The 14,022-nt window shown below is 46.6% G+C and carries 2 protein-coding genes; both read right to left on the bottom strand.

Features of this window, described 5'->3' with window-relative positions; genetic code table 11:
- Positions 1 to 48: 48 nt before the first annotated feature.
- A complete protein-coding gene (locus AB6D93_RS01635; RefSeq protein ID WP_102333180.1) occupies positions 49 to 3,564 on the bottom strand; it encodes a hypothetical protein in 3,516 nt (1,171 codons plus the stop codon).
- Between the two features lie 27 nt (positions 3,565 to 3,591).
- A complete protein-coding gene (locus tag AB6D93_RS01630) occupies positions 3,592 to 13,986 on the bottom strand; it encodes a DUF11 domain-containing protein (RefSeq protein WP_102333179.1) in 10,395 nt (3,464 codons plus the stop codon).
- Positions 13,987 to 14,022 lie beyond the last annotated feature (36 nt).

The following is a 14,022-nucleotide window of genomic DNA, read 5'->3' as shown; positions in this document are numbered from 1 at the left end:
TGTCACTTTGAATTCTCAACTCTTAACTTTCGACCCACTTGGGCAGGCTTAGATCTTACCGACTAAGTTAATGAACACACCAGATGCGTCGTAGTCGTCATCATTGGTTAAGTCACTATCAAACGCAGAGAAGTTATAACCAATCCCCATTTTAAAGTTCTCGCCAATGTGCTTGTTCACCGAAACTAGCGCACCGTGTTCTAGCTCATCGTTGAGTGTGTCTGTTTTCCAGTGGTATTCACCCGTCACATCCCACTCTTTCATCACGCGATAAGAAGCGCTAAGTCCATATAGGTCGATGTCACTTTTAACCATCTCATTCGCACCAGATGCTCGTTCAAAAGCTTGCTGTTTGTCTTTATGGGCGTACTTAGTACCGACGTCCCAATGTTGGTCAATCGAATAGATCGCTTCAACTTCAATGATCTGACTAGTTTCGTCTTGATAATCCACATCGCGATCCAGTTGATCGAAATCTGCAATATACGTGTAGCGGCTCAGTAAATTGAGTCGATCGTTGTAGATCGGACGATACGCGAGGCCGCCAGTGGCTTCAGTAAATTGCGCCATAGTTTCGCCCGTAGTCTCGCTTTCGGTAATGGAGTAGTTGTACTTGCCGAACAATGTGTACTCTTCCGTTAAGTGATGCGTATAACGGTTGGTCGTCACGATTTGTTGAAGTTCTCGCTGAGCGATGTCAGGGTCGTCTTCACTCTTATCCACTCGGTATTCAAATTTGTGGCTAAGGGTTATGTCATCTAGGTCAATTGAGGCATTGAAGCTGATAGATTCACGCTCTGTGGTAATGTTCTGGTCATCTTCAATTTCACCAAGCTGATAACCAATCCCCATCTCGACATCTTCCGTCACATCGTAGCCAAAGCCGTATGAGTCGATACGGCCATGACCATCATTTTCATCAACAAACTGGTTCTCTTGGTAAAAATCGACACTGCTGGTGAGATCTGCACGCTGACCAACAATCACGTTGTTTTGGCCTTCGTAGTTATCATCTACATAAGTTACGTAGGTTGAGTGGTCATCGGATACATCGTAAGTCACAGTCGCTTCTGCTACTTGGCCTCGGTCGCCATCGGTGTATTCGCCACCAAGAGACAAGTCTTCCAACACTTGGAATTCAGCGCCAATCGACGCGCTGTCGTTTTCATCATAGTCATCCGACTGATCGACGGTCTTTTGCCCTTTAACGTAAACGCTGTTCTCGCTGTCCCACATGTATTCCAAACGCACGCCCGCTAAGGTCGCATCGCTGTGCTCGTCGTTTTGGTTAAGCTCTTCAGTTTGTTGCCCTGCCGCCGAAACTTTGATGTGCTCGTTGATTTTGACTTGAGTCTCGATCTCAATCGTTTCAGTATCTGTTTCTAGATTACCATCGACATCGCGCTCTTCATTGGTCGAGAAGCGAGAGAGAACCGCCAAGCGATCAGTAGCTTGTAAACGAACTTCAGCACCGTATGCCTCTTGCTCTAGATCATCGCTGCTGCTCGCGTAGCTGTATCCCGCGTCTTTGTCTCGGTACCAAAGCTTAAGGTCATTGCCAACGGCACCAAAGATGGTTGGAGCAAGATCGTAAAGGCTAGTCACAGCCGTTATTTGGATACTGTCACCCTCGCGATCTTCTAACGTATCGCCAATGGGCGTAAAGGTTAAACCACCATCGGTAGAGACGAAATTCGACTCGGTTTGCCTGCCTTCACTGTGTGCAAACTCAGCCTTAATGTAGGTACCTTCTGTTGCACGCAACGTTAAGTCCGTACCGTAAGACTCGTAGTCTTGGTTGTCCTTTTCTTGAGTCGCATACGTCACGCCAACACCAACGTAATCGTTGATCCAACCTTTAGCACGACCACCGTAAGACATCGCATCTAATGAATCTGAACCTTGTGGGACGTACTCATAGTCGACAACCAGAAAGTTTTCGTAATCGTCTCCGTTTTCAATCACGCTGCCAAAGCTGTCGGATAGGATGTTGTCGAGTGGCTTGGTCAAAATAATTCGACCTTGGTACGGGTCAAAGTCATAGTCGACGCCCGGCTCAAGTGGGATTTCATTCTGCACTAGGCCAGATTCATCTTTTACTTTGACGTAAACTTTGTCACTTCCCGGTACCGCTTCACCATGACGAAGGAAGTACAGAGAGCCGCCTGTACCCAAGAACTCATCGTGTGCATACAACGAATCTGCTTCTGCGGTAAAACCGACCATGTTCAGACGATCTTCACCGTATTGTGTAGTATCGCGAGTGCGATAATCAGCTTTGAAACCATAGAGGCTACGGTTGTAATCGTTGTTCTCAGTGCCTGTTAAACCCGTGTTGTAGTTACCCCACAAGTATTGAGACTTATCGTATTCCACATTGAGGTAAACCTTGCCCTTGGTGTTGACCACTTTTTCGATGTTTGAGCTGTCACCATAGTTACCGTAATAAAGCTCATCGTCGTCTTCGAGGATATCGAACACATCCGAATCGTCTGAGGCGAACGGATGTTTGAACATGTCTTTGATTTCACTTTCTCGCGTATCAAAGTGAGTTGTTACACGAAGTTTGTCGCCAAATTTACCCTGACCAAAGTACGCTAAGCGACCTTGGTTGTAGATGTCATCTTGGTACTGGTCATCGACACTTAATGCATCGCTATTACCAGACACATTATTCTTACCAACATAAAGATCAGCCAAGCCAGTTTGTGCGTAGTACGTATCTGGAATACGAACGTAAAGCTTGTAACGACGTTCATCACCGTTATCAAACACAACCTTGGTTGGGAAAATGTAGGAGTCTGTTGGTAAGTACTGCTCTGCATATAAGTTGCCATCTTCGACATCAAATTCATCTTCACCGATGATGACTTTATCTACGCCTTTCAAGCCAGTGCCGATGAACTTCGCTAAACCCGCATTGGTCGGGATGTTGTGACGCATCAGCTTTGCCTGTCCGTAACTTTTACCTTTGCTCTCTTCATCGTCGTTATCGTTTCGGTCGATATCGACTTCAGAGTCCGGCTTAACTAAGTCAGTCACACCAACGGTGGTCACATCCATGTTGCCATCTTTGTCCCACGCTTTTAGGCGGAACATCAGCTGCTCACCGACCTCAAACTGATAATCAACATCAGTTTGACCATCCCAATTGATGTCAGAGTCGTTCGCCAGTTTATCGCCTTCAAGCACAGCGATTGGCTCAGACAGACCAAAGTCACCCACTCGGTACACTTCCAACTGGTACTTTTTGATGTAGTAACCGTAGTTGGTGGTAATGGTGAAACCGACGCTGTCACGCAGTGTGCCTTGTTCGACTTCTAATTCATCGCTGACACTGACATCTAATACTGGGTCAAAGCGAGTGATGTCACGGCTTGCCCAAATAGCGCCTTGCTCTAAGTAAATACGCGAGCTGTCTTGGTCTTGGTTCGGCTTGGTGATTTCAATGCCAGTCGTCTCAGAACCGAGTTTTTCAAGCTTACCTGTGTCTTTCGCTACCGCCATCACAGGAATGGCCGTTAACACACACGTCGCTAAACGAGACTTACTAAATACTTTCATACAATTTCCAGTTACGGTTCCAATGGCTTACTTCTGTTCACTTTGTTGGTCTTTGCGATGAACGCTAAAGTTGAACTTGGTGAGCTTGTTCGGGGTAATTCGCAACACTTTTGGGTTTTCGCTCACCACTTCCATGGAGGTGGAGAGCGAATCAGTGTCCAACTTCACGAGGAAGTTCTTACCTTTCTTATTGAGTACCCATTGGTCGGGCACGTGGTAACGACCGTACTGGTCTGTGTAAATAACGATTCCCTCTACCGTCATCAACTTAACGCCCGGAATACCATCTTCGTAAATACCTTTGTTCTCGATAACGATTTCCCACAGGTAATCCTCGCCATCGCGATACAGGTTTCTGGTTACGTTGAGGTTTTCCGCGCTCAGTCCCTTTTTCTTGTCCGATTCATGCTTAAACTGAATCTGACCTTGTGCGTCGAACTCGATACGAGAGCCCGCATCGGTTGTGACGTAGAAATCAAAGCTTTGCTGTGTGCGAGTTTTAAATTGAATCACCACTTTGCTGGTTTCTGGCAGTGTTCGGTTCACTGAATGTCCCCAAAGGTCACCAAGCTCCAAACCTTGTTCAAGTGCAGTGGTTATCGCACCATCTTGAATAGCAACGTCTTGACCATCACGAATGATGTGCGTCGAATCAGCGATGTAGCCTTGTGTTGCTAAGTTCGCAGTTAGCTCAACATCAAACGCGGTTGCATCAGCTTGGAATCCATCTTTGTTATGATCTTCAAAAACTTTACCGATGATCGATGAGGTATCGAACACCTTGTCCGGCTCAATGGTCACTTTGGCGGTGTCTTCATTAGAAACAGCCGAGCCATCAACCTTCGCTACTGCGGTGTTGATGTAATCACCAAAAGTGGCACCTACCGAGACACGCAATAAGTAACGAATACGCAGCTTCTCGCCCGGATCAAAGTTCAACGATGTGAACATTAACTTGCCCGTATCTGATGGATCTTGAGAGATAACTTGATCGTCTTCCGTACCGAACTCACCATCAATGCCGCTTAGCACAACTTCTGATGTATCCACGATGTATTTCAGACCACCTGGGTAACGGTCTTCCACAGTCACGTTCTTAAAGTAAGATTCATTGTTGTTCTCAACGATGATCTCGTACTCAACCGCATCACCCACTTGCGCGGTATCTTGCAACGCAGACTTGGTCAGCTCCAACTCTCCAGAATTATCAGGAATCTTCTTGATATGAGTAGTTACACTGTCGCTGGTTTCGGTACCGTCAGATTCGGTCGCCGTAAAGGTATTGGTAATGTCGTCATCCAAGCCCTTACCTAGCGTACCCACGACCTCAAACGCGTAAGCATTTCGTTTGTTGGATTTCAGGTTAACGGTAGTGTCTAAGTCTTTATTCGACGGGAAAGAATGACGCTGAATAACCGCGCCCGAGTCGTCGACTTCCACACCTTCAATTGTCCAATCGATAAAGACTTTATTACCTGTGCTGTTTTGTAGTCCACTGATCTCATCGGTTAGACGAACATTAGCCGCGTTACCTTGACCGTTGTTGGTCACGGCTAAGTAATAAGTGACACTGTCGTCATCTTCGGTGTATTCAGGCTTATCAGAACGTTTTTCAACAACCAGATCAGCACCCACTGGCGGCAAATCCAAAGCAGATACTTGATCTGCCACTGCCTGCATCGAGGTTTCAGAGGCCAACATGCCTTTAGAACGAGCGCGCATCGCTGGGCTACCAGTTAAGTCGAGGTAGTATCCAAGCACATCGATATTAGTCAGCATGTCTTCGTTGACCGTCAATGTGAACGTGTAATCAATCTTGCCGCCCGGCGATATGTCGACCAAGGTGAACAGGTCTTTGTCGTCATCAAAGGTGCCAGGTTGAGTTTCAGCCCCTTCTGATGTTGCCGTTAGTGTCCATTCATCAAACGCATTACTAAAATTACCATCAATATGATCACCCATGGATTCAGAGAACTGGGTGTAAAGCGCGACATCTTTGGCTATACCTCGGCCTATGTTTTGCACCACTAAGTGATACTCAACCTGCTCTCCCGGCACGTAATACGGGGCATCGGTAAACAGCTCAGCTTGAACCACAGCCGCAACTGTTTGAACTGGAGGACTGATAACATCGCCGCCATCTACTTGCGCAGTATTAATGATGTGTCCGGTCGCGGTATCGACTACGGTGCCTTTTGAGCGGAACACAACTGTGCCGTGCGGTGCAATATCCACACTGTACTCAATCGGGCTAATTTGCTCCGTCGTCGTTCCTACCGTGGTTGACTCAACAACCAAAGAAGTGGTTCCAGCAACAAAAGCAGGCCCAGTGGTACCATCGTAATAGCCCACCTCTATTGTGCTCATGTCATCGACAACACTTAAATCGCTGATGTAGTTGTTAGAGGTGTTTTCAATGGTAATCAAGAATTCCAGCTCACCACCCGGCTCATACTCGGTTTGTACGTTAGTTTTCGTCGCAACAAACTCAGAGTCTTTCGGTGTCATGACTACCGTTGAGTCTTGTGGTGTTCCGTTATAAGTGATGGTTGCCGTGTTACTGATATCGCCAATCGCCGTCGTACGAATCAACGCCTTAACATGGAATGTCACGGTACTTTGTGGCGCCACATCCATACTCACATCGATATCTTCACTCAAGTCGAACGTCTTGGGAGTGACAACAGAGCGATCATCCGAGGCGTCAAAGCTCACTTCCCATAGTAGGAATGCCGACTCTTGTTTATCCGCGGTCGTGTCGACTTGAATGTCACTGATGATGTCTTGAAGTTGAACACCAGATGCAAACGCATCAGAGCTGTTGGTTACGGTGATGTCGTAGTTAATCAGCTTGGTTACTTCATACGATGGCGTATCAACTGTCTTCTTTACCGAAACCGTCGCCAACACTGGTGTACTGGTAGCACTGTCATCAAATGTTGTGCCGTTAAAGGTCGCTGATGCGATGTTAGTAATATCGCCTGTCGCCAACGGATTAGTCGTCACTTGAATCGTGAAAACAATGCTGTCTTGAGGCGCAATATCGAGAGTCTCATTAAGGTCTTCACCACGGGTTGCATCCGGTACTGGGGTTTCACCGGTTGTCGATACCGCAGATATTTGGATTGAAGCAGGGTCAAAAGCTTGCTCAGTCGCACCACCTGCAATCGTGGTTTCAACCGACTTCAGCGCATCTTCAATAGCAACATCTTCAGCCCAACCTAAGCCGTTATTCTTAACAGTCACGGTGTACTGAAGTGTTTCTCCCGGAAGGTACTCTGCTTTATCGACATCTTTAGTGATCTCAACTTGCGCATCTTCTGGAATGTAGGTCGCGTCTGCAGAGTGCTCACCGTCGTCGCTATCAACTTTAACGACGTTAGTGATCTCACCTTTGGCCTTATCATTAACAGTGTTGGTCACGACAAATGAATAACTGTCACCCGGGTGAATGCTGTAAGTCGCAGTATAACCCTGTGCGTTATTAACCACATCTTTGCGAGCGTTCAGGGCTGGATCGCCACTGCCATCAAGCTGTTCGTCGCTAATGATCCAATTACCTGTCAACGCTTGCTCTTGATCTGGGCTGTTAGCCACCTCTGTCATGATGGTATCGATGCGATCCGTCAGGACTTGATCGACAAGGTAACCTTCACCTGTGTTAGCCACGGTGATCTTGTATGAGATAGGTTGACCCGGTTGATACTTAGCATCAGGTTCTGCAATTGGCGTCGTTTCTTTGGTTAGAACCAATTGACCCGACTTCGGCGTGATAAAGCCTTCTCGTAAGCGAGCGATCTTCGAATCGTCCAAACCATGTCGCAGATAAGCCGTATTGGTGAAGCGCCCAATCGCGTCATCTCGTACCTTGCCTTGGACGTGAATACGGACAACTGTGTACTTATCGCCGCCACCCGTACCGGCATCGTCACGCCCTGCCATCTTGATCGATTCGACAGGTAAATCGATGTCTGGACTGTTTTGAGCAACTAGCTTATCTAGCTCTGAAAAATCATTAGCGTCAGGGTCTGACGGCGCCGAGTTATAAAGCACATCGTAATCAACCGTCCATTCTGTCAGTGCCGTTTTCATTGAGCCATCGACAGTTTCGACTTCAAAACCACTAATCATGTCACGAATCGAAAACAGGCCAGAATCCACATCATCGTTGGTGATATCGATGTAGTAATTCACCGTTCCACCAGGTACGTACGTAGGTGTATCTGTCCACTTATCAACTAGAATGTTCGAGCGGCCAGGGTTGAGGACAATATCGTTGGTGTTATCGCCATTCACTTGTGCTGTATTGGTGATGGTACCTGTCGCTGACGTAGAAACTCTGCCTTTCACGTCAAATACAATGTGCTCACCTGGGCGAAGGTCGACAGTTGCATTCAATGGTACACTGCCGTTGTAGTTACCTCGTACGTCATAAGAACCAACAGGTTCCACAGCAATCGCGGTGGTCCATTCAGAGAACGCATCATCACCATCTTCGGTTTTGATGGTATGAATAGCATCGATAACACTCACGTCATTCGCGATGCTATCACCCGTATTCTCTAGCGTAACTTGATACTCAACATCCCCGCGAGGTGCGTAGGTACAGCTACTGCCATCGTTTGAAGGAACTGAACAACCAGCCGATTCACCATCGGTGTAAACCAAGGTTTTGAAATAGTCGAGCTCAGCTTCTTGAGGTGGGATAGTTTCTGACGTCGCAGACTCATTTTCTGCCGTCACTCGGTTGGCTTCGATAGTTCCCAAAGCGTCGTCACGAACGACACCGGTTAAGTTAAAGGTCAGCACTTCTCCCGCGGCAATATCGGTTTCAATGTCAAGGTTGCCACTGGTGTTGTAGCTTGGTACATAAGTATCAATATTGGCATCAATACCATTGCTGACTTCATGGGTCATATCGCCAGAAACAAAAGCGGATTCCGTTTTACCGCCAATCACTTCGACTTGAATGTCTGTGATTGTGTCTTTGATCTGAATATCATTCGCCCAACCGTTTTCCGGGTTTGTGACTACAAATTCATACTCAACTTCGTCACCCGGCAGATAGGTATCCCCATCATTGAACGGGTTGCCGTTAATCGACACCACGCGTTTTTCAACACTGATATTATTTCCTAGTGGCATTAGAGTCGCAGTACGAACCTTACCGTCATAATTCGCTTTGTTTTGAATATCGCCCAACGCATCCTCACGAATCTCAGCATGGATGGTGAACGTTAGGCTTTCTTGAGGCGCGATAACAATGTCGTTATCAATATTGACGTTATTACCAGAAACGAAGTCAACCGCGTCTGTAATCGAACCTACCGCTGCCGTTTTTTCTAGCTGCACTTCCCAACCAGATAAAAATGGCTGGCCGACAGGGTCAGTGCCAGACGTCGAGGCATCTTCTGCAATGCGAGTCTGAATTGCAGAAATAGTATCTTCAAGGCGAGAACCATACTCAATACCATTACCCGTGTTCTTAATTTGAACTCGGTAGTAAACCTCACTTTCACCAGCGACTTGAGAATACTCAGTCTTTGCCGAGGAGAGGCCTGCGTCATAAAATGCTTTCTTAGAGAACGAAATTTCAGGCTCAGCCATCTTTGCAGGTGGAGATACGGCAATTAGTTCATTTCCGTCATCTTCATCGATGTACGCTCGGTTAGTGAAAGAACCTACTGCTTTCGGACTGATTTTGGCCTTGATGACGTAACGCACAAACGATGACAATACTACACCGCCAAAGTTGTCTGCCGATATATCAAAGTGCGTATCAATCGGTTGATTGTCTTTAATCGAGTTATCTACATCAGGATCTGAAATCCCCGATCCATCAGCGAAAGTTTCAATCGTCCAACTATCAAACGCCGAACCGCGAGTTCCATCGTAGTATTGAGTCGTTATCTGGTCGATATCATCACGTAAACTGATGTCATCAACGTGCGCCGATGCGATGTTCTCGATTAGGATTTCATACTCGATGTAGCCGCCAGGCATGTAATTGGTAGCACCAACCAACTCATTACCATCCGTGTCGTAATACGCCAGAATGTTCTTTTCAAAATCAACTTTTCGAGCTTCTTGACGAATATCATGAGATATCGTGTCGCCATCGACGGTTAGAACGTTAACAACATCGCCATTGGCTTTGTCATTGATGGTCGCGACAACTTGGTACTCAAGCTTAGCGCCCATCGGAATATCGGCTTCAACATTTAGGTTACTGTTGGTTGATGTGTAAACATTGCCAGCACCTGCGCCCGCATCCACATACTCAGAATCAGTTCCAGTTGCGATCGATGTGATGGTCCAATCTGAATACGCTGGTCCTGTATTACCATCCACTAAGCTGACCGTAATATCTTCGAGGTTATCGACGATTGGAATATCGTGAGCGTTACCTTTGCCGTCATTCTCAATCACTAAGTGATAGGTCACGGTTTGAGCGGGCTCGTACACCGCTTCATCAGTCGTTTTATCAAAATCTAAATGGTAGCCATCGGGAATCACGACGGTATCTCGATAATGAATATCACCGACCGCATCCGGTCTTACGGTACCTGTTACTGTGTAAGTCACGTCTTCGCCAGCATCGATATCAATCGAGGTTACGATGTCAGTGTCGTTCGCAACATCACCGTCTTTGGTACCATCTGTTGTACCCGCGTTCGCAGGATCGCTCTTAGCAACCGCCACCGTAAACTTGTTTGAACCTACCGAATCATTGAAAAATGGATTACCTGAATTGCCATCTTGTAGCTCCACTGATATGTCATTAATCAGTTCGTTAACGTCTACGTTGTTTCGATAACCATGTCCATCTTGAGAGTTGTACCTAATGGTATAAGTCAACTCATCTCCCGGAGAGTAGCGGTTAATGTTAGTAGTGCGAACAACGCCGCCGTTATTATGTACCTGATGGTTTTCAGCCACGGCACGTTTGGCATACTCACAATCGTCAGTACAACCGGCATTATCATCATGAATCAGCACGGCTTCGTTGCGGATTATGCCGCCGTCTCTGTCCGCTACACCGTTAGATACCGCATTGTCTTTGACATGCGCCTTAATACGCACCGTGACAAAGTCTTTGGCCGGAATTGAAACTGGGAACTCCACATCTTCAGTCGTTTGAGGGCCAAAACCAGAGCCAGTATCAACAGACCAATAGTCAAACGGGTTTTGATTAAGAACATCTTCTACTTCACCATCTTTATCATTCGCTAGCGTAGTAGTGATCTCACTCAGGCGATCCATGAAGATAAGATCGGTCTCATCAGTGTCGCTGTTATTGCCAATAACGATGGTGTAGGTGAGATCTTCACCCGGCGTGTAGCGGACAACATCGGTCGTTTTGGCTAATGAAACATTGATGTCATAGGTACTGTGTGAGTTATCTATTTGAGCGGAAGAGCTGTGGTCACGGTCTGTAATAGGATCGTAAACATCAACACGGTTCGATACTTGTTCTTCTTCATAGTCAGACTTAACAATGCCGCTCACCTCATAGTGAACCCACCCTCCGGGAGTGATATCAACGTCGGTATCGATGTCAGTGTCGTTAGCAATGTCACCGTAACGAGAACCCGGTTTATCTGTGTTGGTCGAACCTACAATTGTCCAACTATTAAAGAAGTTAAGCGCTGAAATACTATCTTGTACCGTTGCGTCATTTGCATAGCCAACACCGCGGTTATAGATATAAATATCGAACGTAGCGCGCTCACCTACAACAAAGTCGGTATTTTGAGCGGTCTTAGCGACTACAAGATTCGGCTCGCTAGGATAGGTACGTACCGTATCCGATAGATTAGTATCTGGTCCCGTCACTGTTGCGGTATTGGTGAATGCTCCCCAAAGAATCTCACTGTCGACACTGCGATCGAGTGTCCCAACAATGGTATAAGTAATCGTCGCACCTGGCGGGATCTGAGCGGTGGCATCCAGATCATTGTTATCCGAGAACGATCCAGGGTCAGTCACGGCTTTCACCCACGGGGAGTCTGCCTCTCTTTCTGCACTGATCGTCCACGAAGAGAACACGGCCTTGGTTCCACCCGGCTCGTGAAGTAACTCTGCTTCTATGGTACTGATTTCATCTTTAACATTGATGTTAGAGGCGAAACCGTTCCCTGCTGGGTTGGTAATGCTGATCGTATAAGTGACAGTATTGGTGGTGTCGGTATACGCGTTTTGTTCGTCATGACCATCAACACGCTTATCCAATACTAAGTAGTAATCTCGTGGGTATGAGCCTCTATCGGAATAAAGTACGCTGTCAACCGTCACTTCATTACGGATTTCATCATCGGCAATGGGGTTTACGATCGCGACAATGCTATAAACGATCTTATCGTGTGGAGCTAGCTTTGCCTTCACATCTAAGATCTTTTGATTCTTCTGATTACCTTCTATGTCATCAGTAAAGCCGGGATCACTGTTTGTCGAAATTGAGCCGTCAGAGGCATAAGATTTCGCAGTAATAATCCAGCTCAAATACGCTTTAGTCGGTGTATCATTAATAGACTGAGTCATGACAGAGACTAAATCATCATAAACCGGTATATCAATCGCATAGCCGTCACCGTTATTCTCTACCGTGATGTCGTAGTTCAGGGTACCGCCAGCTGAGTAGTAACGAGAATCCACTTCCTTTTGGACCTTTAATTTCGAGTTTGGCATTTGGACGCCAGAACCCGACTCGCCTAAGTTATCCCCTAAGCACAAGCCGGCATCGGTACCATCATCAACAATCTGCCCCACACTGGTGTCTGCCACTTTTGCGGTCAGCTTATAATGAACGAAGCCCTCAGGTGCGAGGTCGACTTTCAAATTGATGTCGTTTGTTGTCCAAGTATTGTAATTAAATGAACCATAATTCGATCCTTCACCACTTCTATCAGCGACTTCAAGCTTCCACTCGGAAAATGCTGAAGCATTAGAGCCATCCGTTTGCTCTGTCACGATACAAGCAAATTTATCGACAACTTCGATATCGTTGGCGAAGAACTCTGTGTCCTTGTTAGAAATAACAATGTCATAGACCACTTCGTTATCACCGACTATCCCCGGAACATAAGTCGTATCTGTGGTGTTCTTATTACGTGTAATTTGACTTGATGACGTCGTCAGAACGTCTTTCGAATCGAGAATATTGGCCAAAGCATCGCCAGAATCTGCGTGGCCATCAGCATCAACCACTCGGGCTGCAACTTGGGGAATTTGACCAATAGACACAGGGCTAACGTCCACCACAACGGAATAAACAATCTGCTCACCGGGATAGATAGACACTTTGTCTTCTAGTGACTTGTTGGACTCCTTTCCAGATGCATTGAGTTCAGAAAGGCTATTAGAACCGATCGAGGTCACTTCATTGGTCCAAAAATCGTAAGGGTTACCAACCGTGTCAGTTGCGTTCTTTTCGTTGCTGACATCGTTGCCTAGATCGGTTTCAAGATCCGCAAGAAACTGCTGAACCGAATAATGGTACGCGATACCAGTGTTTGCTTGGTTAGCAACCGTGACCGTATAGGAAAACTCATCGTCGACTAGGTAGTTATCCGATTGGTTCAAGGTATGTGTCAGGGTGATACTAGGCTCAGTGGGTGGAGTGATAACCTCATCCACTGTGACCAAGTCATCGCGTGTTTCAGCGGTTATACCGTCATTAACAATGTCGCCGACTAAATTGTCGGCAACGGTCGCTTGAATTTCGTAAGTCACTGACCCACCTATATCAATCGACGCAGCACTTACTGATAAGTCCCCTGATTCGGCGAAGGTGCCTGGATCGCTTTTGCTGCCTTCAACCTTGCTTACTGAGTTAACGTTGTCAGTAAAGGCTTGTTGCAAAGCCCCTTCAATATTGAGTGCCTTTATGTCTGAAATGACATCTTGAACGTCGATCGTCTGAATAAACGTATCGCCAGTGTTCGAAACCTTAATCTTGTAGGTGAGTTTGTTATTGAGTTGATAGTTCGTCTTATCGACTGAAACAACAACATCATGTTGGTACACACCACGCTGAATGGATTCTGTATTTGATTCAACAGCATCCAATAGTCCAGTGCTCGCATTTGCGACGTTATCAATCGTACCGGCTGCGTCAGCAGAAACGGTGGCGACCATGGTGTAGGTCACCGACCCACCAGCCGCAATACGCACACCTGATGCATCTAAGTTTCCGAAGCGACTGTAATCACCTGGAGATGACAGGAAGGAGGATTGCGCTTGAGTCGAGACTTGCGAGAACGCGCTGACATTATTCCCTTGGTCATCTGTCGTTAAGATATTTAACAGCTCATCTTTAACGCCCAACTCAGCGATAGCTTTATCCGACTCATTCGTTAAAACAAGCGTATAAGCCACCTCTTGGTCGTTGTCGTAAGACACGCTGTCAATAGACAGATCCATAACAAGACCCGTTGTATCCGCATAGGAGGCAAATGG

The organism is Vibrio sp. 10N.247.310.23 (genome assembly GCF_041467155.1).
In the GTDB taxonomy this organism is placed as follows: Bacteria; Pseudomonadota; Gammaproteobacteria; order Enterobacterales; family Vibrionaceae; genus Vibrio; species Vibrio crassostreae_C.
This window is presented reverse-complemented; position numbering and strand designations above follow the sequence as displayed.